This window comes from Actinopolyspora mzabensis (assembly GCF_900101095.1).
Classification (GTDB): domain Bacteria; phylum Actinomycetota; class Actinomycetes; order Mycobacteriales; family Pseudonocardiaceae; genus Actinopolyspora; species Actinopolyspora mzabensis.
This window is the reverse complement of sequence record NZ_FNFM01000012.1, coordinates 105,098-127,914: the sequence shown is the minus strand read 5'-3', so window position 1 is coordinate 127,914 and position 22,817 is coordinate 105,098. Positions and strand designations below refer to the sequence as shown.

Annotated in this window: 23 protein-coding genes; 11 read left to right on the top strand and 12 right to left on the bottom strand. The window is 66.0% G+C overall.

The window, feature by feature from the left end; translation table 11 throughout:
• Positions 1-42 precede the first annotated feature (42 nt).
• Together BLR41_RS19645 and BLR41_RS19640 are read right to left on the bottom strand one after the other, a co-directional pair.
• Complete coding sequence (locus tag BLR41_RS19645; protein ID WP_092631300.1) at positions 43-798, bottom strand: ANTAR domain-containing protein; 756 nt, start codon at positions 796-798, stop codon at positions 43-45.
• A gap of 174 nt (positions 799-972) precedes the next feature.
• Positions 973-1,494, bottom strand: a complete 522-nt coding sequence (locus tag BLR41_RS19640; protein ID WP_092631297.1) for an STAS domain-containing protein — start codon at positions 1,492-1,494, stop codon at positions 973-975.
• Between the two features lie 2,213 nt (positions 1,495-3,707).
• Between BLR41_RS19640 and BLR41_RS22955 the strand changes: the two genes are divergently transcribed.
• Positions 3,708-3,869, top strand: a complete 162-nt coding sequence (locus BLR41_RS22955; protein ID WP_176798071.1) for a hypothetical protein — start codon at positions 3,708-3,710, stop codon at positions 3,867-3,869.
• A gap of 67 nt (positions 3,870-3,936) precedes the next feature.
• Here the strand turns inward: BLR41_RS22955 and BLR41_RS19635 are convergent, their stop codons facing one another.
• A complete protein-coding gene (locus BLR41_RS19635) occupies positions 3,937-4,839 on the bottom strand; it encodes a shikimate dehydrogenase (protein WP_092631294.1) in 903 nt (300 codons plus the stop codon).
• Between the two features lie 276 nt (positions 4,840-5,115).
• On the opposite strand from BLR41_RS19635, the gene BLR41_RS19630 reads away from it, so the two are divergent.
• Complete coding sequence (locus BLR41_RS19630) at positions 5,116-5,790, top strand: TetR/AcrR family transcriptional regulator (protein WP_092631291.1); 675 nt, start codon at positions 5,116-5,118, stop codon at positions 5,788-5,790.
• Positions 5,791-6,087: 297 nt separating this feature from the next.
• The gene (locus BLR41_RS19625; RefSeq protein ID WP_092631562.1) at positions 6,088-7,419 is read left to right on the top strand and encodes an MFS transporter; all 1,332 of its coding nucleotides are present in this window, start codon (positions 6,088-6,090) and stop codon (positions 7,417-7,419) included.
• Positions 7,420-7,490: 71 nt separating this feature from the next.
• Here BLR41_RS19625 and BLR41_RS19620 read toward each other — a convergent pair whose 3' ends face one another.
• From BLR41_RS19620 to BLR41_RS19605, 4 genes are all read right to left on the bottom strand, one after another.
• The gene (locus BLR41_RS19620) at positions 7,491-8,789 is read right to left on the bottom strand and encodes a metal-dependent hydrolase family protein (protein WP_218120267.1); all 1,299 of its coding nucleotides are present in this window, start codon (positions 8,787-8,789) and stop codon (positions 7,491-7,493) included.
• Between the two features lie 119 nt (positions 8,790-8,908).
• Positions 8,909-9,607: a hypothetical protein gene (locus BLR41_RS19615; protein ID WP_092631284.1), complete on the bottom strand. Its 699-nt coding sequence runs from the start codon at positions 9,605-9,607 to the stop codon at positions 8,909-8,911.
• Entirely contained in the window at positions 9,604-10,503 is a 900-nt protein-coding gene (locus BLR41_RS19610; protein WP_092631281.1) for an ABC transporter ATP-binding protein, read from the bottom strand. The genes BLR41_RS19615 and BLR41_RS19610 overlap by 4 nt, the downstream gene beginning before the upstream one ends.
• Positions 10,500-10,859, bottom strand: a complete 360-nt coding sequence (locus BLR41_RS19605; protein ID WP_092631278.1) for a GntR family transcriptional regulator — start codon at positions 10,857-10,859, stop codon at positions 10,500-10,502. Before BLR41_RS19605 ends, BLR41_RS19610 begins: the two co-directional genes overlap by 4 nt.
• A 324-nt stretch (positions 10,860-11,183) precedes the next feature.
• Between BLR41_RS19605 and BLR41_RS19600 the strand changes: the two genes are divergently transcribed.
• Positions 11,184-11,615 carry an ester cyclase gene (locus tag BLR41_RS19600; protein ID WP_092631275.1) on the top strand — a complete coding sequence of 144 codons (432 nt, stop codon included), beginning with the start codon at positions 11,184-11,186 and terminating at the stop codon, positions 11,613-11,615.
• A 175-nt stretch (positions 11,616-11,790) separates the two neighbouring features.
• Here the strand turns inward: BLR41_RS19600 and BLR41_RS19595 are convergent, their stop codons facing one another.
• The gene (locus BLR41_RS19595; protein WP_092631272.1) at positions 11,791-12,879 is read right to left on the bottom strand and encodes an LLM class flavin-dependent oxidoreductase; all 1,089 of its coding nucleotides are present in this window, start codon (positions 12,877-12,879) and stop codon (positions 11,791-11,793) included.
• A gap of 102 nt (positions 12,880-12,981) precedes the next feature.
• On the bottom strand, positions 12,982-13,194 hold the full coding sequence (locus tag BLR41_RS19590) for an RNA-binding S4 domain-containing protein (protein ID WP_092631269.1): 213 nt from the start codon (positions 13,192-13,194) through the stop codon (positions 12,982-12,984).
• Between the two features lie 463 nt (positions 13,195-13,657).
• On the opposite strand from BLR41_RS19590, the gene BLR41_RS19585 reads away from it, so the two are divergent.
• From BLR41_RS19585 to BLR41_RS19560, 5 genes are all read left to right on the top strand, one after another.
• Positions 13,658-14,179, top strand: a complete 522-nt coding sequence (locus BLR41_RS19585) for a hypothetical protein (protein ID WP_143013142.1) — start codon at positions 13,658-13,660, stop codon at positions 14,177-14,179.
• A gap of 289 nt (positions 14,180-14,468) precedes the next feature.
• Positions 14,469-15,275, top strand: a complete 807-nt coding sequence (locus BLR41_RS19575) for a pyrimidine reductase family protein (protein ID WP_245694574.1) — start codon at positions 14,469-14,471, stop codon at positions 15,273-15,275.
• Between the two features lie 135 nt (positions 15,276-15,410).
• On the top strand, positions 15,411-16,280 hold the full coding sequence (folP, locus tag BLR41_RS19570; protein WP_092631261.1) for a dihydropteroate synthase: 870 nt from the start codon (positions 15,411-15,413) through the stop codon (positions 16,278-16,280).
• Positions 16,281-16,360: 80 nt separating this feature from the next.
• The gene (locus tag BLR41_RS19565) at positions 16,361-17,344 is read left to right on the top strand and encodes a glucosyl-3-phosphoglycerate synthase (RefSeq protein ID WP_092631258.1); all 984 of its coding nucleotides are present in this window, start codon (positions 16,361-16,363) and stop codon (positions 17,342-17,344) included.
• A gap of 57 nt (positions 17,345-17,401) precedes the next feature.
• Entirely contained in the window at positions 17,402-18,148 is a 747-nt protein-coding gene (locus BLR41_RS19560; protein ID WP_092631255.1) for a class III extradiol dioxygenase subunit B-like domain-containing protein, read from the top strand.
• A gap of 32 nt (positions 18,149-18,180) precedes the next feature.
• Here BLR41_RS19560 and BLR41_RS19555 read toward each other — a convergent pair whose 3' ends face one another.
• Positions 18,181-19,518, bottom strand: a complete 1,338-nt coding sequence (locus BLR41_RS19555; protein WP_092631252.1) for an NAD(P)/FAD-dependent oxidoreductase — start codon at positions 19,516-19,518, stop codon at positions 18,181-18,183.
• 319 nt (positions 19,519-19,837) lie between these two features.
• On the opposite strand from BLR41_RS19555, the gene BLR41_RS19550 reads away from it, so the two are divergent.
• Positions 19,838-20,242, top strand: coding sequence for a carboxymuconolactone decarboxylase family protein (locus BLR41_RS19550; RefSeq protein ID WP_143013141.1), 405 nt, complete (start codon positions 19,838-19,840; stop codon positions 20,240-20,242).
• A 4-nt stretch (positions 20,243-20,246) separates the two neighbouring features.
• On the top strand, positions 20,247-20,456 hold the full coding sequence (locus BLR41_RS19545) for a hypothetical protein (RefSeq protein ID WP_143013140.1): 210 nt from the start codon (positions 20,247-20,249) through the stop codon (positions 20,454-20,456).
• Positions 20,457-20,576: 120 nt separating this feature from the next.
• Here the strand turns inward: BLR41_RS19545 and BLR41_RS19540 are convergent, their stop codons facing one another.
• Positions 20,577-21,299: a YqeB family protein gene (locus tag BLR41_RS19540; protein WP_245694572.1), complete on the bottom strand. Its 723-nt coding sequence runs from the start codon at positions 21,297-21,299 to the stop codon at positions 20,577-20,579.
• A gap of 237 nt (positions 21,300-21,536) precedes the next feature.
• Positions 21,537-22,787, bottom strand: coding sequence for a polysaccharide lyase domain-containing protein (locus BLR41_RS19535; RefSeq protein WP_092631553.1), 1,251 nt, complete (start codon positions 22,785-22,787; stop codon positions 21,537-21,539).
• Between the last annotated feature and the right edge of the window lie 30 nt (positions 22,788-22,817).

Genomic DNA, 22,817 nt, shown 5'->3' with positions numbered 1-22,817 from the left:
GCCCGCGCACCCGAAGTGCCCGTGACGGCGCGGGCGTGCGGTTCACCCGGACTTGTCGAAGCTCGCTGAGCCGACCGCCTCATTGATCATACGCTCGGCGACCTCGCGGAGTTTGGTGTTGCTGCGCTGGGAATAGTCGACCAGGGTGGCGAAGGCCTGTTCCGCGCTGCAGTTGTGCAGCACCATGAGGATACCCTTGGCCTGATCGATCGCCGGACGCGACTCCAGGGCGGTGCGTAACTGCTCGGTGAGTCTTCGAGTGGCCAGATAGCGCTGCCAGGTGCGCAGATAACCCTCGACCGCGGTGGTGTAGAGATCCAGCACGGTCGCGTCCAGCTCGCGGTAGCCGTGCTCCCGCCGCGAGTAGAGGTTCATGGCCCCCTGGTACTCGTGGTCGATGAACAACGGCGCGGACAGGTAGCTGCCGAGTCCCGCCTCGGTGGCCGCGCTGGTGAACTCCGGCCAGCGCTCCTTCGCCTCGGTGAGTTCGACCCGCACGATTTTTCCGGTTTTGGCGGAGTGCAGCGCAGGTCCGTTGCCCGCCCGGTACTGCTCCGCATCGACCTCGACAGCCCGCTCGTCGGTACAGACGAAGGTTTCCGGCCCGTTCTCCCGGTGCAGTGTGATTCCCGCCATGTCCACATCCGGTACGGCGCGCAACACCTGTTGGCAGACCCGACTCAGCAGTTCCTCGAGTTTCTCCTCGCGTTCCATGGACTCGGTCACGGTTTCCAGGGCCCCGGTGATCTCCTCCAGCTGGGCCTGCCACTCCGTGTCCTGCGTCGGATACTGCTGCATTCGGGCCTTCCTTGCCGTGAGCTAGCCGAGACCGATCCTACTTGCGCGGCCGTGATGCTCGCGGGGAGCCGCGTGCGCTCGGCACGCGAGAGGGTGCACACGGATGCGGAAGTCCCGTGGCAGCGAAACCGGCAGCCGGTTACCGGTTGGCGGTTACCCAGTTGGCGGTTCCCGTTACCGTTCGCCGTTCAAAACGCTTCCGGGGGACTCGGCGATTCCGGTGGAAGCAACCCCTTCGGGCACTCGTTCCTCCGGGACGGCTTCCAGCGCCGATGCCACCGTCGGATGGTTCTCCAACACGGTGTCCAGTCCCGTCTGCCACATCGCTCGCCGAACCGCGTGCGTGTTCACGACCAATCGCAGCAGCATACCCCGGTTGAATGCCTGGGAGTGAGCGTAGCGCAACAGTTCCAGGCCGGGAACGCTGAGGAACTCCACCGCACCGAGATCGACGACCAGGAGCCGGGCGGTGGCCGACAGCCGAGGAAGGAGCACTTCTCGGAACCGCGTCACAGTGGTGGAATCCACCTCGCCGGCAGCGGTGAGCAGAATGGCGTTCGGCCCCGGTCGTGTGACTCGCAGCCGCAGCTTCTCGGGACGCTCGACCGGCTCCTGCCGGGCGGGTTCGGGTACCAGGGGTGTGAACGGGTCCGAACCGGGGGAAACGGGGTGTTGTTCGAACGGTGTGGGCGTCATTGGCTTCTCCTCTTTCCTGCATCGACGTGTGTCGTCGACCCAGGCGTGAGAGCCCGAAGCGGAACCGATCGAGGTGAGGCCTGAGCCCGTGCCCGGCCGTGAAGGCAGTCCTACGAGCCTGGATCCAACGACACCCTGCTCGGACGTGATCCAAGCTGGAATGTGGTCCGGCTGACTGCTCAACCTGCGACGAGTATAGCAACCACCACGCCGGTGGAGCACATCTCACCGGAGCGCTCGTGAGCCGCCTCACCCGGTTCGGTCGCGGAGTTCCCGTCGCGGCGTGCCGGAACGGGACGTGCCACGGCAGGGAGCGGTCGCAGCAGGGGGGGGCGGGTCTTGGCAGGGACCTCGTCGGGCCGGGCCCGTGGTGAAGGAGTCGGCCCCGTGGTGAAGGAAGGGTGTTCCCGCTGCTGGTTCGAACGAGAACACCCCGTGTATCCCCGGGAAGACGTGGCTGTGGGTTCAACCCCGCATCCCTCGGCCAGGTATGGCCCGGGCACACCAATGACCTGTCCATTCGGGTATCCCGCGAAGAGCCGCTCTACACGTAGTGGTCGGCTCTGATTCGGAGCTCGGGTCGAGCCGTGAAGTGGGGTCGAGCCGTGAAGTGGGCATGCCCCCGGTCGGTGAGCCGCGGGGGAGGCACTACGCCGCGTTGTGAATTAATTTCGTCATTTTTGTCCGGGCGATGCCCCCGGATCTTCGTTACGGTGTTAGTAGCTCGTTCGTGTGTTTCCCGGAGTGAGCGTTTGTCGAGGTCCACATTCGGTGTATAAGCTTTTGATCAGCGAGTGCGATGCGAGCTTTCCGTAGTGTTCGTCGGTACCGGTGCCGGTTCGACCTTGCTTTGGTCGGAACGGGCGTTGGCCGGGGCATGGCTGACCGGAGAGCACGGTGGAACAGCGTGATTCCGCGAAGGAGGTGTAAACATATGTTGCACGGTTTATAGCATCGCTGGTTACAGGGAGAACACATTTACCGTCCGGATGAACACCGCGCATCATCGGTCAGGATCAGACGTGGGGGCGCGTGCGACGACGATCAGCGATCGTTTCTTTTCCGGCTGATGTTTTTCGTTGGCTAGCCGACCGGCGTGGCGCTTCCTGTGTCGGAAGTACCGAACATCCCTCTCGGGATCCTCGCAGGACCGAGCGGGCTTCGAGGACCTCGGGTTGGTTCGTCTGTTCATCCTGATTCGGTCGAGTGGTTCCGGTGCGTGAGTCGACCCCATCGCACGGACACTGGGCACGTGGCTCAGTTGGTTACTGGATGTGTCCGTAGTGCGGCGAGGCTCCGACTCGCGTGCCGGTAACCGACCGCCGGGCGTGCCATTCCGCGAGTAACCCTGGCGCGCTCAGCACTACCGCGGCTTCTCCCGAATCTCCATTCGGGAGGGACTTCCGAGACGGCGTGGTGATTAACCCGGCATCCGGTCTCCAGCGGTGAGAGTCGGCAAGTATCCCACGCGCTGATCTACCGAGCGGACTTTCCGTGAAGAGCTCGTCGCGCAGGTCCGCGGCAGATTTCGATGAGTCATCGAGCCCGATTTCCACACGGTCGCGGCTTGGGGACGAAAGGCGATCCACGTGATGCGGGATGGAGTGCTCCCGTTGCGACGTTCTTCTCGGCAGTGTTTCGATGTGTTTGCCGCGCATCACGTGGCTGTTCGGGCGGCGGAATGCTGTCCGTTTTTGGGCTGCAGAACCCCCCTGCGACGCTTCCGGTATCGAATCGTTATTCCTGTTGGTTGGATTCGAACCGAAAATCCTACAGCTCCCCGGAGGATCCGGAGGGGTGGCAGCGGATGCGTGAATCCGTCCCCTCGTATTCCGAACCGAATTCTCCGCATATCGGGTACAGCTCGGGCGCCTGCTCTCGGCGCGGGTGTGCAGGGGAGCGGTTACCGGGCGCATCCCGTGCGGTTGGCTCGGCTGCTCTCCGTGGCGGCCTCCGGCTCGGGTGCGGTGAGTGGGCAGCCGTGTCATCCGCATTCCGAACGGAGGCGTCCCGCCGGGTGCTCCACCTGTGTCGACGGCGTGACCAGCACGAAATCAAAATTGAAGTTTTGCTACCAGATAATGTAGAAAGATTCACTTGTGCTACCGCGATTTCGTCCGCATCGTTGGCGGAGCCAACGAACTGTGACCGCCGGAGCCCGGGGCAGGTGCTCGGCGGTCGCGGCCGACCGCCCTGGGAGTGGTGAGACGACGATGCGCGAGCAGGACGTTCAGAGCGAGACGGTCTCTTCCGAGGTCCGATCGCCAGAAGAAACCGAGGTTTCCGGGCCGGACCACGCCGGGATCGATTCCACGTGGCAGCCGCGCTCCTGGTTCACCGAGATCGGACGCTGGCGTGCCGACCTCGTCAAGTGATCTCACGGAAACTCGCGCGGCACCGTTGAACGTGCGACCGACCGGCGAGCTCCCGTGCGAAACGTACTCAACCGCGGACACGGGTGTTCGTACCTTCGGTTTCGGTTAGCCTCGCGAAGTGACGCAGCATCCGTTCCGCGTCGGGCTCGACCCCGGTGAACAGGCGGAACGAGTCCGCGGCCTGGAACACCGCCATGCGTCCGCCGTCCAGCACTCGGCATCCCCTGGCGAGTGCAGCGCGTACGAGTTCGGTGCGCAGCGGGCGATAGACCACTTCGGCTACCCACATCCCGGCGCGCAGCGATTCGGCCGGAATCGGCATCCCCGGGTGTTCGGCCATTCCCGTGGGGGTCGCCTGCACCAGGCCGTCAGCACGATCGAGTAGGGGCTTCGGCAGCATGCCCGCATGGTCCATCGGTTCGCTGTGGGCCAGGATGCCGGAGCAACGTTCGTTGACGGCCTCGGCGAGCTCGGAACTTCGGTCCGGATCGGCATCGGCGATGTGGATCGATCCGGCTCCGAGTGTCGACAGCGCGTGTGCGACGGCCGAGCCGGCTCCACCCGCACCGAGTAGCACGACGGTGCCGAGCGGAGCATCCGGTAGTCCGCTGTCCAGTGCGCGAGCGAAGCCGGACCAGTCGGTGTTGTGTCCGACGGCTCCGTGGCTGCCGAAGACGACAGTGTTGACGGCGTTCAGTGCCGCCGCGTCCGGGGAGAGCTCGTCGAGGTGCGCCGTCGCGAGTCGTTTGTACGGATGAGTGATGTTGAGTCCGTCGAAGCCGCAAGCTCGAGCGGCCCGCAGCAGCTCGCCGAACGCATCGCCGGGGTGATCGCTCGGATCGAGATCGAACCGGCGGTAAAGGTAGCGGATCCCGAGTGCGTCCGCTTCCCGGTGATGCAGCGCCGGGGACAGCGACGGCCCGATTCCGGAACCGATCAGTCCCGTGAGGTGGCCGGGCGTGTCGGACATACGGATCTTCCTCAAGGGGGTGTTCGCAGATCTTCTGCGGGGCCTGTGCCAACCCGCTAGTGAACGTACCAGATAGTTAAAAATATGACGAGCTTCCGCGTTTCCGGTGGGAGTACTCTCCGATACGCAGTGGAGACGGGCCTTTCGCGTGCTTCTCGGGGGCGGTGGGCTCCGCCCCCGAAGAGGCGACGTTCGATCCCGAACGGGCACGGCGGGGATCGAGGGAGCACTACTAGGCTTGGATAACCCGATGTTCGCGGCGGTATAGGGGGAGCGGTGGATCCATCGTCGTTCGACGAGCCACAGCCGGAAGCGGTCACGCCCACCGCCGAACGAGTACGCGACGCGGACCGTACCCGGGCCGACATTCTCGACGTCGCCACCACCGAGTTCTCCGAACAGGGGTATGCGGGAGCCCGAGTGGACGAGATCGCGGCCAAGACGCGTACTACCAAGCGGATGATCTACTACTACTTCCAGAGCAAGGAGAATCTCTACCTGGCTGCCCTGGAACGCGCCTACGAGATGATCAGGGCGAGCGAACGGGAAGTGGACGTCCAAGGGCTCGGCCCCCGGGAGGCCATCCGGCGGTTGGCGGAGCTGACCTTCGACCATCACGAGTCGCATCCCCACTTCATCCGACTCGTCACGATCGAGAACATCCACGGTGCCAAGCACATCGCGAAGTCGGAGAGCCTCCCGGGGCTGGCCGATCCCGTGCTGGAAGTGCTGAGCGAGATCCTGCGCAGCGGGCGCGCGGAAGGTGAGTTCCGCGATGATGTGGATGCCCTCGACGTGCACATGATGATCAGTGCCTTCTGCGTGTTCCGCACCGCCAACCGGCACACGTTCAAGGCCATTTTCGACCGCGACATGCTGGATCCGAGGTACCGCGCGCACTACCGCACCATGCTCGGCGACATGGTGCTGGACTATCTGACCGCTCGCTGAAAGCGAGCGAGTCGCGGCGACGAGGGCTTGACACAGGGCGTGAGCCGCCCCACGCTGCTGTACTTAACTAACTAGTTAATACGTAGCCCATGGCCTGTAACCGAGTCGTGCGGGGTCCCGTCACCACGGGACCGGCGGCTCGGCGCACGAGCCGAATTCGCGCCTCACCCTGGCGAACCGGAGCTCGTGGCACGAAACCGGGAGAGGGCCGGACCGTGTCCCCAGCCGGCCACACTGCGACACGGCGACGAAGGAGCCACCGTGAGCGATTACGCGGACGCCTCGACGGAGCGAGGGATGACCCCGAAGGCAGGAAGACCGCGCAGAGCGGCACTGGCGGGATGGATCGGCAGCGCACTCGAGTACTACGACTTCTTCATCTACGGCACGGCGGCCGCTCTGGTGTTCCAGCGGATCTTCTTTCCCGAGGCCGACCCGGTGACCGGTACCCTGCTTTCCCTCGCGACCTTCGGGGTGGGGTACGTGGCCCGCCCGCTGGGCGCGCTGTTCCTCGGACACTTGGGGGATCGGCTCGGGCGAAAGCGGGTGCTCGTCCTGACCCTGCTGTTGATGGGAATGTCCACGTTCCTGGTGGGCTGCCTTCCCACCTACAACGACATCGGAGTGGCCGCCCCGATCGCGCTCGTCGTGCTGCGATTGCTGCAGGGAGTTTCGGCAGCCGGTGAGCAGGCCGGTGCCAACTCGATGACCCTCGAGCACTCACCCGAGAACAAACGCGCCTACTACACGAGCTTCACGCTCAGCGGCACCCAGGGTGGTCAGATCCTGGCAACGGCAGTGTTCCTGCCGATCGCGGCACTTCCCGAGGAGCAGCTGTTCGCATGGGGGTGGCGAATCCCGTTCTGGATCAGCGCCGTGGTCGTGCTCATCGGTTTCGTCATTCGACAGACTCTCGACGAGACCCCCGAGTTCAAGAAGGAGGTTTCCGGCAGCGAGGTCGCGCAACTGCCGACAGCGGTGCTGTTCCGGGATCACTGGGCCGCCGTGCTGCGCATCGTGGTCGCCGCCGTCATCGCCTCGGTGAGCACGATCTTCACGGTCTTCGCCTTGGATTACGCGGTCAGCCTCGGCGTGGACCGCGCTTTCATGCTCTGGGTGGGGGTGCTGGCCAACATCACCGCGCTGTTCGCCATTCCACTGTGCGCGAAGCTGGCCGACCGCATTGGACGCAAACCCGTGTTCATCGCCGGCTCGTTGGGCAGTGGCGTACTCATGTTCGCCTACCTGTGGTCCATATCCGTGGACAACAGGGTGCTCATCCTGGTGTTCGGCATAGTGATGTTCGGGGTTGTCTACAGTGCCGCGAACGGGGTGTGGCCCGCCTTCTACGGGGAGATGTTCACCACCAGGGTGCGATTGTCCGGAATGGCGATCGGAACCCAGATCGGTTTCGCCATCGCGGGTTTCATGCCGAGCCTGGCGGTGTGGCTGGCCGGTTCCGGTGAACGGAGCTGGTTCGGTGTCTCGATGTTCGTCGGTGCGCTCTGCGTGGTCAACGCGATCGCGGTGGCTTCGGGGAAGGAAACCCACCGAGTACCGACCGCCGAGCTCGGCCGGAAAGCGGAGCGGGACGACACGCGGGAACCGGCCATGTCCGGGAACGTGTGAACACCGGGTCTTCGTGGTGTGGTGGCCGGAACGCCACTCGCGCGGGGCGTGGCCGATGCCGCCCACTGTCGCTACGAGACGGAAGCGGCCCTGCTCCCGAGCGTGTTCTTGCGGATCTCACCTGCCTGGGCGACGAGTACCACGGCGGCGGGATCGGCCAGCTCCGCGATGTCGCGCAGCGGGTCGACGTCGGTAACCACGAAGTCCGCGAGCATGCCGGCGGACAGCGTTCCCACCTGGTCCCGCAGCCCCAGCACTCGTGCCGAATCCCCGGTGCCGGCCTTGATCGCCTCCAGCGGGCTCAACCCGACGTCGACGAGATGCCGCAACTCCTCCAGGTTGTTCGCGTGCGGACCGATCCCGGAATCGGTGCCCAGCACTACCGGGACACCGGCCGCCACCGCTTCGGCGATGTTGGACCGGCAGCGGTCCGCCCAGCGGTGCTTCTTCTGCCACAGGTAGTCCGGCACGGTGCCGCGTTCCGGCATCCGCAGCGCCGCCGAGAGGGTGGGCACCAGCACGGTCCCGTTGCGCAGCATCAGCTCGCTGCCCTGCCGGTCGAGTCCGTAGCCGTGCTCGAGACTGGTCACCCCCGCGCGCAGCGCGTTGTGAATCCCGACAGTTCCCTGCGAGTGCGCGGCCACGCCGTCCCTTCGGCGGTCGGCTGCCTCGCCGACCACGATCCGGATGGTTTCCTCGTCCAAGCCCACGTCCTCCGGATCGTCCGAGGGAGTCGACATTCCCCCGGTCGCGCAGACCTTGAGCCAGTCGGCCCCGTCGCGAAGCAGCGTCCGTGATTCCCGTCGGGCCTGTTCCGGGGTGTCCACGACGCTTCCGAGTCCCGGATCCGGGCACGATCCGTCGGGCAGGGTGAAATCGGAGTGCCCACCGGTAGGCCCCAACATGCGGCCCGCGACCCGCAGCCGTGGTCCTTCGAGCAGCCCTCGTTGCTGGGCCTGCCGATAGCCCGCGTCGATACCGCCGAGGTCGCGTGCGGTCGTGATCCCCGCGTGCAGTGTTTCCCGCATTCGGTGGGCGGTCTCGAAGCTCCGCAGGCTCGGTGGTGCCGCCATGTTCCGCAGGGACGACATCATGTCCCCGCCCAGCCCGAAGTGCACGTGGCAGTCGAAAAATCCCGGTAGCAGCGTGAGCCCCGACAGGTCGACCACTGGTGTCGCGTCCTGGGGCGGGGCCGCGTCGGCCGCACCCGCGTAGGTGATCGTTCCCCCGCCGTCGACGATCAGCACGGAGCCGGGGATCGGATCGTCACCGGTGCCGTCGATCAGCACCGCACCCTCGTATCGTGCGCTGATCCCGTTCGGCGCGGTCACGTGGTCACCGTCCCCCAGTGGATGTGCGGTTGCGACCAAGCTGCCACGAGTCGTGCGACCGTGCATTCCGGACGAATGCCACCCGGTCCTTCCGTGCTCGTTCGGTCCGGACCGGGTGTCCTCGGTGGTTTCGCCGTTGGGCCCCGCCGAGGCGGTTCCTACGGAATCGCGCGGCGGATCGTCAGGTAACCGGCAGCGGCGAACACCGCTGCCAGACCCAGCGGGTAGGCGAACAGCAACGCCAGCGGTGACTGCTCGACGAAGAAGGCTCCGATCGAGGCCCACCATCCCCGCCAGGTGGCCAGGAAGGCGAACAGCACGGCCAGCAATCCGACGCCGATCACGACCGTGTAGACCCCCGGCTGGCCCCACCGCTTGAACACGATGCCGACCCAGACGCCGATGAACGACAGCAGCAGGAGCGGCGCGGTGTAGATCAGCAGCTGCAGCAGCGGATTGTCCTGCACCAGGAAGGGCAGTCCGAAGAACCGCATCCCCAGCCCCCAGCCGTCGGTGCCGGCTTCGACCAGCTTCAGCAGGGTCAGCAGGATTCCGTAGAGCAGTGACTGCCCCAGTACCACCAGTGTCGTGGCTCCGAAGAACGTACGGCGGGTGACGCTGAGACCGGCGGCGAACGGAAAGACCTGGGTCATGGTCTGCAGGTGCACCGACAGCAGGACGAAGTAGATCGAGACCATCGCCCCGCTGACCGGTTCGCCCGCCCGGGCCGAGTCGCTGATCATCGCGAAGATCGCCACATTGAGGAGGAATGCCAACCCGAGTACCAGCAGTGGCAGACCGAGCATGACCGGAACGTTGACCAGCTGGATTCGGCTGACGTTGAGCAGGCGCCTCATGAGTGGGTTTCCTTTTCGTTCGTGGCACCGACGAACTGCTCACCGGTCGCCTGTCGGGTGGTCCGTACGACGAGTTGTTGCAGGGAGACCGGCTCCACGTGCAGGTCCTCCGGGCTCCGTTCGGGAAGTGCGCCGCTGAGGGTGACCCGGAGAAGACCACCGAGTTGTTCACGGTGCAGCTCGGTGTGGTTCGCCGCGAACTCCTCCACCGCCCGCGCCGGTCCGGTTACCGTGGCCGTGCCGGCACGAAGTTCGTCCGTGTCCTCGTCGAGCAGTACTCGGCCCTTCTCCACGAGGGTGACGTGCTCCACCAGGTCACTGATCTCGTCGATGAGGTGTGTGGAAAGCACGATGGTGCGCGGATGTTCGGCGTAGTCGGCGAGCAGCCGATCGTAGAACCGGTGCCGCGCCACCGCGTCCAGGCCCAGATACGGCTCGTCGAAGAAGGTCAGCGGTGCACGTGAGGCCAGTCCGATGATGATGCCCACCGTCGACATCTGGCCGCGGGAGAGTTTCCTGATGCGTCGTTTGAGCGGCAGCGCGAACTCCTCGACGAGTTCCTCGGCGAGCTCCCCGTCCCAGTTCTCGTAAACCAGGCTCGCCGCGGTCAGCGCGTGGTGGACCGCGAACATGTCGGGATACTTCTGTGATTCCTTGATGAAGCAGACGTCGCGCAGCACCCTGGCGTTCTCGTAGGGGTGTTCACCGAAAACCTCCACATTTCCGGAGGTCTCGAAATTCTGCCCGGTGAGAATCTGCATGATCGTCGTTTTTCCCGCGCCGTTGCGGCCGAGCAATCCGTGAATCCGGTTCTCGGTGAATCCCAGTGACACGTCGTCGAGCGCGACGAAGTCGCCGTAGCGCTTGCTCACCCCGCTCATACCGGCTACCGTCATGCCTCTTCCCTCCAGGCGTCGATCATCTTCTTCAGATCCTCGGCGTCCATTCCCAGCTTCTGCGCCTCGCCGAGCAGCGGCGCGATGAACTTCCGGCCGAAGTCCTGCCTGCGGCGTTCCAGCAACTGCTCGCGTGCCCCGCCTGCCACGAACATTCCGATCCCCCTTCGCTTGTAGAGCACCCCGTCACTGACCAACTGGTTGATCCCGTTCGCCGCGGTCGCGGGATTGATCCGGTGGAACGCGGCGAGTTCGTTGGTGGAGGGAGCCCGTGTCTCCTCGGGCAGTGAGCCGTCGATGATCGAGCCCTCGATCTGCTCGGCTATCTGGAGGAACAGCGGGCGACCGTCGTCCATTACGTCCACCACCGTCGTGCGAACCAGTTGGTTGGTTCATTAGTCATGTGGGTAACCATGTCACTGGCTTACCGCTGAGTCAACCCACGGCGCCCGAATCGGGCGTTCCGCAGAGCGGGGCACGGCGCGAACGGCGCGCGAAACGAGGCGGGGAGTGGCAGGAGTCTTTGGACTCTGGTGGGGAACGCCCGAGAGGAGCAAGGTCGGAACCGGGGCCGTCGGGGCTGCCGTCGAGGATGTTCCCCGGCGCCGTCCACGCCGTGTGTCAGGTCGGCGAGCGCGAACGGAATCCGGCGCCGGGGTCCGTGTGCTCCTGGAGGAGTCATGAGACACGCCGAGACGCACCTGAAGCTGCACCAACTGTTCAACGAGCGTCGGTTCGACGACATGGACGCCTACGTCGGTGAGCAGTACGCCTATATCGACCACGCCCGGGGAATCACCATGCACTCACTCGACGAGTTCAAGGACTGGATGCGGGAGTGGTCCACCGCCTTCTCCGACGCTCGCGTGCTCGGCGAGTCCTTCGTCGAGGGCGAGCACGTCTCCGTGGCCTACTTCCACGGGCGTGGTGAGAACGACGGCCCGATGGGGTCACTGCCCGCGACGCGACGGCAGATGGACATCCCCTTCTGCGAGACGCTGAGATATGACCAGCAGGGCAGGGTCATCGGTGGCGAGGTCTACTACGACCAGCTGGGCATTCTCACCCAGCTGGGACACATCGAGAGTTCGAAACTGACCGGAGCTTCTTGAACCGGGGGAGCTTCCTGAACCGAGAGGGTTTCCCGAAGGGGGGGCCGCCGAATCGGGGGTGTTCCCGAGCTCGCGCGTGGGTCCGCGTGGCCGGACAGCGGTGCCGAGCGGATGATCGGCCAGCCGGCCACGCGTGACCTGCCCCGGTGCGGTGTGGAGCGGTCGGACGTGATGCTCAGTGCACCGCCTCGCCGCTGCGCGCACGCAGCCTGGATTCGTGCGTGGGTGCCTCGGGAACGTGGGAGGGCTTGAGCGCGTCGAACTCCTCGCGCAGTACCGGGAGCACTTCCTCACCGAGCATGTCCAGCTGTTCCAGCACGGTCTTGAGCGGCAGTCCCGCGTGGTCGATGAGGAACAGTTGGCGCTGGTAGTCGCCGACGTACTCCCTGAAGGACAGGGTTCGGTCGATGACCTGTTGCGGACTGCCGACGGTCAGCGGGGTTTGCGACGTGAACTCCTCCAGCGAGGGGCCGCCACCGTAGACCGGGGCGTCGTCGAAGTAGGGCCGGAACTCGGCCACCGCGTCCTGGGAGTTGCGGCGCATGAACACCTGACCGCCGAGACCGACGACAGCCTGGTCGGCCGAGCCGTGCCCGTAGTGCTCGAACCGCTGCCGGTACAGCTCGACCATTCGCTTGGTGTGCTCCGGTGGCCAAAAGATGTGGTTGTGGAAGAAGCCGTTGCCGTAGTACGCGGCCTGTTCGGCGATCTCGGGGCTGCGGATGGAGCCGTGCCACACGAACGGCGGCAGATCGTCCAGCGGTCGAGGCGTGGCGGTGAAACCCTGCAGCGGGGTGCGGAACTCGCCCTGCCAGTCCACCACCTCCTCGTGCCACAACCGGTGCAGCAGGTGGTAGTTCTCGATGGCCAGCGCGAGTCCCTGGCGGATGTCCTGCCCGAACCACGGATACACCTGGGCCTGATTACCCCGCCCCAGCATGAGGTCCACCCGACCGTCGGCCAAGTGTTGCAGCATGGCGAAATCCTCGGCGATCTTGACCGGATCGTCCGTGGTGATCAGCGTCGTCGAGGTCGACAGGATCAGCCGTTCGGTGCGTGCCGCGACATACCCCAGCATGGTCGTGGGAGAGGAGGGCACGAACGGCGGGTTGTGGTGCTCACCGGTGGCGAACACGTCCAGCCCGACCTCCTCGGCCTTGCGGGCGATGGTCACCATCGCCTTGATCCGCTCGTGCTCGGTGGGAGTTCGGTTGGTGGTCGGGTCCGGCGTGACGTCGCCGACGGTGAAGACTCCGAACTGCATAAACCCGACCTCTCGGTGCGCTTGGACAATGGTTTCCGCGTCGGGAACACGGCCGCGGGCCCCGGTTGTTCCGGGATGTCGCCTTCGTTACAGCGTTGCGATTCAGACCGAGGTGACCCGCACGGTCTCCGCTCCGACGCTGACCCGGTCACCCGGTGACAACTGCCTGCCACGTCGCGTCTCCGGCTCGTCGTTGACCAGGACCTCGCCGTCCTGGATCAGGCTTTTCGCCTCGCCGCCGTGCTCGACCAGCCCCGCCAGCTTCAGCAGCTGACCGAGTCGAATGGTGCCCTCGCCGATCTCCACGTCCTCCATGCGTTCGATTGTCCCCGATCTCTTCGTCGTTCGACGAACCGTTCCGGAACCGGTTCGACGGGCTGCGCACCGCCGGGCCGCTCGGCGTGCGGCCAGTCTCGAGTCCTTCGAGCTCCCCTGAAACCGGACGGAGCGGGTCCTGGCATCCCCGTACGGAGCTCGTGGCGGGTTTCCGCGTTCCGTCTTAGGGACCGTGCTCGGCCCTGTGCGGAACAGTGGAAAGATTTTGTCGGCTCGCCGTGTTTCGGTTTGGTATAGATTGTTCGTGTTCGAGCGTCTTTCTCGTTCTTGAGGTTTTCGGTGATCGCGGAAGTGAAATGGCGTCATTTTGCGCGGCGAGGAATGAATTGTTTTGGTTCGTTGTCCCCGAAAAGTGTGTAGAATATGTGGTCGCGCTGCGGGAAAAGAAGGATTCTGTTTGTCTGTGAGTGGCTCGGGAAGAGTCGGACAACAGGAGGTTTTCGTGTCCATCACCACCAAGACTCTGAGCGCGTTGAGTCTGGCCGCGCTGACGTTGACCGCTCCGGCCGCCGTGCAGGCCGCGGAGCAGACCGCAGAGCAGACCGCAGAGCAGACCGCCGAGCGGCCGCCCTCCCCGGAGCGGGGAGTCACTGCGCTGATGAGCGTTCACAACGAGAGCTACAGCGCCAAGCACGTCGAGATCAACAACGTCAAGTGCCTCTACGACGACGGGGAGCAGGGCTCGAACATCAGCGTTTTCGAGGGCTGGTACGGAGTCAACGAAAGCTACCCGGAGTCCGGCCCGGGCCAGTACATCGAGAAGAAGGAACGTGGCAAGTGTGCCAAGCGTTCCGCTTCGTTCAAGGTGAACTTCGCCAAGGTGGGCTGGGTGAAGATCAAGAGCAGCCACACCGAGGGCTACCACGTGGTCAAGAACACCAACAAGAAGCACATCGACGTCGACATCACCCCTTACAGTGGTTACCCCCACTACACCCAGCAGATCGAGGTCTCGGTCGACTGATGCGGTGATCGCGTGATCGGTCCAGCGGCGCCCACCGATGAGTTCTCCCCCGGTGGGCGCCGCTCTCACGCGTTCGGCCACCGGAATCGTGGCCGCCGCGGTTCCCGGTACCGTTTCACCGGGATGTTCCGGGAGGTGATCCGCCCGGGAATCGTGTTGTCGGAATTCCGCTGCGTGATCGGGCGAGCCTTTCCCCGTGACGGCATCGGTCATCGGTGATGCCCTTTTCTCGAATACCGCACGAGCGACCGAACTTTTCGTTCGGTCTCCGAGTAGGATCGTGTCGGTGGTGAACGGCACGGAGGTGCCGAGGAAAGGGGCCGCGGTGTTCGTGCGGGACGTGGAACGCAGTCGCGACCTCGAAGTCGAGGAACTCGCTTCGAGCTATGCCTATCCCGAGTCGTTGACTCACCCTTGGACGAGGGTCAATTTCGTCTCCAGCGTCGATGGTGCCTCCAGTGTCGAGGGGCGCAGCGGCGGGCTGGGACATCCCGCGGACGGGGTCGTCTTCGAACTGGTGCGGGACCTCGCCGACGTGGTGCTCGTCGGGGCGGGCACCGCGGTGGCGGAGGGCTACAGCGGTGTGTCCCGAACCGCTGAGCGTGTGCGACGTCGACGTGCGCTGGGGCGCGCCGACGTGCCACCGCTCGCGGTGGTCACTCGCGGAGCTCTGCCGCCGGACGCCGGGGTGCTCACCGACACCGAGGTGCCAACCGTGGTCGTCACCTGTGCCACGGCGGGCAGGGAACGTCTCCAGGCTTACCGCGCCGCGGGCGCCGAGGTACTCGTGGCAGGCGAGTGGGAGGTGGACCTGTCGTGGACCGTCGCCGAGTTCGGCAGGCGCGGCTGGCGTCACGTGGTCTGCGAGGGCGGCCCCGGGCTTTTCGGCGGAATGGTCGGCAACGGTCTCGTCGACGAGGTGTGCCTGACCGTCTCGCCCGTGCTGGCGGGCTCCGGGGCGGGGCGCATCGTCAGTGACCTGGTGGAGGATCCCCACCGGAGACTTCGGCTGTGCTCGGTCGTGCGCGCTGAGGACGCACTGCTGCTGCGGTACTACACCCAACAGGCGCTCCGCAGACTGGACGAGGTGTGTTGATCACGTCAGTGCCGCGGTGTAGAAGTAACCGAGGACCGCTGTTTTGAGTGGCCCACGACAAACGAGACCGTGGCCGACCCGTTCGATGTGGCACATTGGGCGGGGTGATGGCCCCGAGGAAGCGGATTGGTGGATATGCGGACGACCGTGCGCTTCCGGGGACGTGAGCTCGGCACGCAGCGGCCACTGGTGATGGCGATCGTGAATCGCACACCGGACTCCTTCTACGACAGGGGCAGGACCTTCGAGTTCGACGCCGCGTTGTCCGCCGTCGACGAAGCCGTGGCAGACGGCGCCGACATAGTCGACGTCGGCGGCGTCAAAGCCGGTCCGGGGAGCGTCGTGGGGGTGGACGAGGAGATCGAGCGTACCGCTCCGTTCGTGACGGAGGTGCGGCGGAACTTCCCCGATCTGGTGATCAGCGTGGACACCTGGCGACACGAGGTGGGGCGTGCGGTGTGCGTGCAGGGAGCCGATCTGCTCAACGACACCTGGGCCGGGGCCGATCCCAAGCTGGTCGAGGTCGCGGCCGAGTTCCAGGCGGGTTACGTGTGCTCGCACACCGGCGGCGCCGCACCGCGCACCCGTCCGCACCGCGTGCGCTACGAGGACGTGGTGCGCTCCGTGGTGGACGAGACCACGCGGCAGGCCGAACACGCCGCCGAGATCGGCGTACCAACGGACGGCATCCTCATCGATCCGACCCACGACTTCGGCAAGAACACCCGGCACAGCCTGGCTTTGTTGCGCCACACCGACCAACTGGTCGCAACGGGCTGGCCGGTGCTGATGGCGCTTTCGAACAAGGATTTCGTCGGTGAGACCCTCGGTACCGAGCTTTCCGAACGCGTGACGGGCACCTTGGCCGCCACCGCGCTGGCCGCCAGGGACGGAGCCACCGCGTTCCGGGTACACGAAGTACGGCAGACGCGCCAGGTGCTGGACATGGTCGCGGGCATCACCGGCGAACGGGAACCCGCCTCGACCGTGCGTGGACTGGCCTGACCGCGGTGCCGTTCCACGCGCGAACGAGGTGTTCGGGGCGGTAGGAAGCATTCGAGCCGCTGGGAGCAGTGACCGGAAACATGACACCCGAGGCCGAGCGGTGGTTCGCCGCGCGCAGCTGGCAGGACCCCTCCTGGTCGGTGGACGAACTGACACGGCTGAAAGGCACTCGTCGCGTCAGCGTCGTGCTGCCCGCGCTGAACGAGCAGGAAACGATCGCCCCCATCATCGCCGAGCTCCTGCCGCTGGCGGAACCGGACGGTGCGGGAGAAGCCCTGGTCGACGAGCTCGTGGTGCTCGACTCCGGTTCCACCGATCACACCCGCGAGTACGCCCGGCACGCAGGCGCCCGCGTGGTGGCCCGCGAGGACGTGCTGCCCGAGTTCGAGCCCCGAGCGGGCAAGGGTGAAGTACTGTGGCGCTCGTTGGCTGCCGTTTCCGGCGATCTCCTGGTGTTCCTCGACTCTGACCTGGTCGATTTCGACGCCCGCTTCGTGCCGGCACTGCTCGGACCCCTGCTCGCCGGTGACGAACCGGTACTGGTCAAGGGTTTCTACCGGCGACCGTTGCGGCTGCCGCGGGAAGGTGTGCGCCAGACCGAGGGAGGCGGACGCGTCACCGAGCTGCTTGCCCGCCCCGTACTCTCCGCCGTGCGGCCCGACCTCTCGGGCGTGATCCAGCCCCTGGGCGGCGAGTACGCGGCCGCCCGCGAGTTCCTGGAATCCGTACCCTTCGCCCCGGGCTACGGAGTGGAGACCGGACTGCTCATCGACGCCTACGATCGCCACGGCCTCGACGGGCTGGCCCAGGTCAATCTCGGAGTGCGCAAGCACCGCAACCGAGGACTGCTGCAGCTCGGGGTGATGTCCCGGCAGATTCTGGCCGCCGCCCTGGCCCGCACCGAGGGACGCACTGCCCCGGACGAGGTGCTGGACGATTCGCGCGATGAGATCTCCTACACCCAGTTCATCCAGTCCGGCTCGGAGTGGTTGCCACATGAGCAGCCGATTCCGACCGCGGAGCGTCCACCGTTGCGCAGCGTGCGGCGGAATTCGACGCGATGAGCAGGACAGCGCTCTCCACCGGGCACGATTGACAGGCACGATTGAGACGAGGCGAACATGCTGGTAGCGGCCGGAGTATTCCCCCACCCCCCGGTGCTGGTGCCCGGTGTGGCCGGGCAGCGGTCGGCGGATCTCGACGGGACGCGAGCCAACTGCGAGCTGGCTCTCAACCGGCTGTTCGACGCCGACCCCGAGCTGGTCGTGGTGCTCGGTGGGGACGATCGCACCGCGTGCCACGGTTCGGACGTCACGGGCACACTGGCCCCGTACGGACAGGCCACGACCTTCGGGGACGGAAGTGCCCGACTGCCGTTGTCGCTGACGATCGGACGCTGGCTGCTCGAGTCACACCTCGATCGGGCGGCCTGTGAATTCCACTCGGTGGCCTGGAACGCCACACCGGCCGAGTGCTTCCGACTGGGGGAACGGATCGCCGATCGCGCCACACAGGTGGCACTGCTGGTGCTGGGTGACGGTTCGGCGTGTCGCACGGAGCGCTCCCCGGGGTTTCTGGAACCGGACGCGATCGCCTACGACGACCACATAGCCGAGGCGCTGCGCGGTGGGGACACCACCGCGCTCGCCGCGTTGCGGCCGGAGACCGCCGAGCGGTTGCTGGTGGCCGGGCGCCCGGCCTGGCAGGTGCTCGCCGGAGCCGCTTCCGAACGTTCACCGGTCGGTGAGCTGCTGGACTACAGCGCGCCCTACGGAGTCGGATACTTCGTCGCCAGCTGGCGGTTCGCCGGCTCCTCTCCGAGGTCGGGCCGTGCGGAGCGGGATCGGGCGGAAGCCCTCACCGAGTGAGCTTCTCGGCGAACCTCGGCGGCGGAGTCCGGCTAGGTCCGGGCCGAGCTCTGTGCCTCCTGCTCGCCACGCAGGTTCGGCAGCTCGGGTGAGGAGGTGTCCAGCGGCACTGTGCCGGAACGGACCAGTCCCAGCTGTACGCACTGCCGTTTGGTGGTGGCCTCCAGCAGCCAGTCGATGGCCACCCGCAGCCGGTTCTTCGGCATCGCCATGAGGTGATAACCCCTGGTGACCGCCTTGGCGGTAAAACCGGACAGCGGGATGTGCAGTGGATTGGCGGCTGCCTTGCGCGCCCCGAGGTCCACGACGAACCCGAGGTCTCGGTGGCGGTACTCGTCGAGCCGCTCGCCCCGCAGCGAGGCGAGCACGTTGCTGCCCGCCAACCTGCCCTGGCGCGTGGCGTGCTGGGCGGTCATGGCCGTGAGCTGCCCGGGGTTGGCACGATCGGGAACAGCCGCGGCGTCGCCGCAGGCGAAGACGTGCGGGTACCCGGGCACGGTCAGCGTCGCGTCGACCGTGATCCTGCCTTCCGTGGTCTCCAGGCCCAGCGACTGCACCAGCGGGTCGGGGCGCACACCGACGCACCAGATCAGTGAGCGCGTCGCCACCTGCTGTCCGCTGTCGAGGGTGACACCGCTCTCGGTGGCTTCGCTGATCGAGGTTTCGGTCAGCAGCTCCACACCCCGCTCCCGGAGTACTTCGGTCGCGGTACTGGAGAGTCGTCGGTCGAGGCCGGGAAGTACCCGGGGCGCCACGTCGAGCAGCTTCCAGCGGATCTCCTGGTCGCGCAGCTCAGGATGGCGTTCCGCCAGGATGCGGGTGAAATCGGGGCCCTGTGCCGCGATCTCGGTTCCGGTGTAGCCGGCTCCGACCACCACGAACGTGCAGCGGGCGTCCCGTTCGGCCTGGTCGTTGGTGGCGGCCGCGAGCTCGATCTGCCTGGTGACGTGATCCCGGAAGTACAGTGCTTCCGGGACTCCCCGGAATCCGTGTCCGTGCGTGGCCAGGCCGGGGATCGGCAGGAGCTTGTTGACGCTGCCCGCGGCCAGGATCAGCCTGTCGAAGTTCACCGACCCCGTGTTGTCCTCGGCATCGGTGTAGGTGAGATAGCCTGCTTCCGGATCGATCCGGTCCACCTCGCCCAGTACCAGCCGAACAGCGGGCAGCGTGCCCGGCAACGAGACCGTGATCGCGCGGGGGTCGAGAATCCCGGAAGCGACCTCGGGTAGCAGTGGCAGGTACAGAAAGTAGTCGGTGGGGTTGACGAGGATGATCTCGGTTTCATCCGGTCGAGTGTTCTCGGCGAGCTGTTTGGCCGCGTGGTAACCGGCGAAACCGCCCCCGACGATCACTACTCGATTGCGTCCCATCGCGTTCCCAACTGGTCGGTTCCTCTCCGTTTCCGCTTACCCGAGGCAGGACTCGATCAAACCGGGAACGCTCTCCGAACCGGCAGTGTTCTTCGGAACCGTCGCCCCGGACACCGAAAGACCGAAGACTCTAGTGCCGTCGGGGAGCCGGCCGCACGATGAAGGGGTCGAAGCGGTCGCGAGCGGCTCGATCCGCCGCGATGTCCAGTGCTTTCGTTGCCGTTGCGTTGCCGCGGCAGCCACGCGGCAGAGGCATCGCATCGTCGGCGCGGGGTTCGCCCGCGGTCCGGCCACGTGACGGAAAGCGCAGGTGCGGATCATGACCACCACAACAACAACTCTGAGCCGGGCCGAGGTGGAGGCCGACATCAGGGACACCCTCGGTCTGGTACCCACTTTCTTCTCCCGGATCCCCGACGAGCTGCTCGCCGCGGAATGGGAGATCTTCAAGCGCCTGGAACTCGAGCAGACGTTGATTCCCAACAAGTACAAGCAACTGATGGGCGTCGCGCTGCACGCCGAGACCAAGTGCTACTACTGCACCCTGTTCCACACCGAGGCGGCGAAACTCTTCGGCGCCAGTGACGAGGAGATCCAGGAGGCGGTGCACTACGCCAAGAGCAGCCTGGGTTGGAGCGCCTACCTGAACGGTATCCGGGAGGACTACGACAACTTCGCCGCGGAGCTGACCCGTATGGGCGATTACCTCGGTGCCCGGGGTTGAGCTCATGCGTCTGGAACGGATCCGCCCGACGGTGCTGGGGCTGGTGCTGCACGCACACGAACTGGCCACGCTGATGACCGCCGCGCGCTGTGTCGCGGAAGCGACCTCGGCGGAGGTGCCCGAATCGGCGCGGGAGGAGCTTCGTGCGCTGCTGCGCGACTACGACCAGCAGCTGCGGCGGCTCGACCAAACGGCGACCGACGAGACCGGTTGATCGCGAGCAGGCTGACAGCGTCTTCCGCCGATGCCGTGGGCGGGCCGACGCGGGGAAGTCGCCCGTGTCCCACGGCTCGGCGGGGTGGAGTTCGGTGGTTCCGGGGGAGCCGAAGGGGAGTCACCGGCCGTGGGAGAGCCGCCAGTACTGCTTCTTGTTCGAATCCCGCACCACCACGCCGATGCGGGCGAGTTCCTCGCGCAGCTCTCGCGTGTCCTCGCTGGAATCGCTGTGGCGCAGTGCTTTCGCACGGGCCTTGAGCAGCGCGTCCGCACCCGTGGGCATGCCGGGGGTATCGGGTACCCAGCGGCGGAACTCGTCCGCACAGGGGTCCTCGTCGGCCCAGCGGTAGCCGTGGGAGCGGAACGCGGTGGCCAGCTTCTCGGCTTCGAAGTCGAACTCCTCACGGGCCAGCTCCGCCGTGTCGCGATCCAGCAGTACGAGCTGCTTGCCGTCGCGGCACGCGATGTCCACGGTCTCGCCGGGCCATTCCCGCGCGCTACCTCGCCGGTGCAGTGCCACCCGATCGGCGGAAACCGTCACAGTGAGACTGTCGTGGTAGGCGTGCAACGCGAGCGTGACCCCGGCCAGTGCTCCGAGTGCGACGAGGCCGAGAGTCACCCACGGTTCGGGCAACGAGTTCACCAGTTCCGCCGGCCCCCGCATCGGTGCCCAAGGCAGCCCCACCAACCAGTCGGCGAGCAGCCGCACACCCCAGCCCAGTCCCGCACCGAGCCCGGTGAACACGACTCCGACCGCGGGATACGTCCACGACGGTTCGGTCACCACGGTGGGGGAGGTGGGTTGTGCTTCGGAGCTCGGGGGCGCGGGGTCGTCGGTCACCCGCGAAATATTACTGAACGCCTCTCACCGCACGGGGGCCGTCGACGGTTTCCGACCCCGTGGCACGTGCCAGGTAGGTTCTCTCTGCCGGGACCCGACCGAAGGTCCCGGCGCCGCGGCGGGCGCGGCGCCGGGACACCTCGTTCGGGTCGCTGCCCGGTGTCGGGCACCGAGCGCGAGAACCGGCGGGAGATTCCGCCGAGCGCAGCTCCCGCCCACTCGAACGGAAAACTTCGATCAGCGGGGATGCCCGATGTCACTCGCGGGCTCGCTCCGGCCGAAGTGGTTGCCGGAGGCCCACATGTGCATCCATTGTTCGTTCTCCTGGCGGTAGGCGTTGCCCTGCTTGTTGACCGCCACGGGTTTCGAGTCGTGGTAGAACCAGTTGTTGTCGATGTCGCAGCGGTTCGCCGGGACCCCGCGGATCGCGATGGCTTCCTGGTCGCGGTGCGCGGGATAGACGTCGGTGGTGAACCGGAACGTGTTGTGGTGGATGTTGATGGTTCCACCCGCCACTTCGGTGTCGCTGCCGTCGTTCTGGGTGCGCCCGTGCATGTCGAAGGCGTGACTGATCGGATGCTCGCCGACCAGGTTGTAACGAGCCGTGTAGCCGTTGGTGTCGTAGCCGTACCCGGCGATGGAGTGCCGATTGTAGTCGAAGTAGTTCCACTCGATCACGGATTCGCCGTTGTAGAGGTTCACACCGTAACCGAAGTGCTCCATCGGGTTGTTGTGGATGCTGGAGTGGTCGATCCGTGCCGAGACCACGTAACTGCCGCCGCCGACCGAGATGGCGGCGTGGGTGAAGCCGTACAGCTGGCAGTTGTCCACCCGACAGTTGTCTCCCAGGAAGTGGATACCGCCGATGAGGTAGTTGTCGTAGGCCGTGTCGTCGGAAGGATCGCCGTCGTAGCCTTCCGGGTCCCAGTAGTTGGCCAACCGCGGCCCCTGGATCCGCAGGCCGGTGAACCGGACCCGGTCCCCGTAGGTCTTGAACATGGGCAGGGGCTTGTCCGCCACCGGATTCCGGTTCCTGTTGGTGTAGATGAGCCCGCCGAGACTGCCGTTGTTGCCACGGCCCCCCGAAAGAATGACACCGGTGCGGATCGTGAGGGTGTTCTCCGCCCCGGTCATGTCGATCGCCGCGTCGTCGGCCACGCGGATGATGTCGCCGTCCCCCGCGTTCTGCAGCGCGTTCTTGAGCCCGTCGAAGTCGTTGACGTGAAACTCCGGAGTGTCCCCCGGGCTGGCGTGGTAGGTCTTTCCGCCACCCTGTTTCAGGTCCACCGGGGCGGGGTCGGGCATCGTGTTCACCGGAGCCGCCGTGTTGGCCGCGATGGGCGTGGCAACGGACCGAGCGGATGCCGTCGCCGTGCTCGTGGTGGCTCCCGCCAGCGCGAGTCCCGCGGCTCCCGCGGTACCCAGTTTCAAGAAGTTCCGCCGGGCGAGTTCGCTCTCGGTGTTCCGTTCCGTCCCGTCCGGACTCATGATGATCCTCCTGTGCCTTGTGGGCCTGTT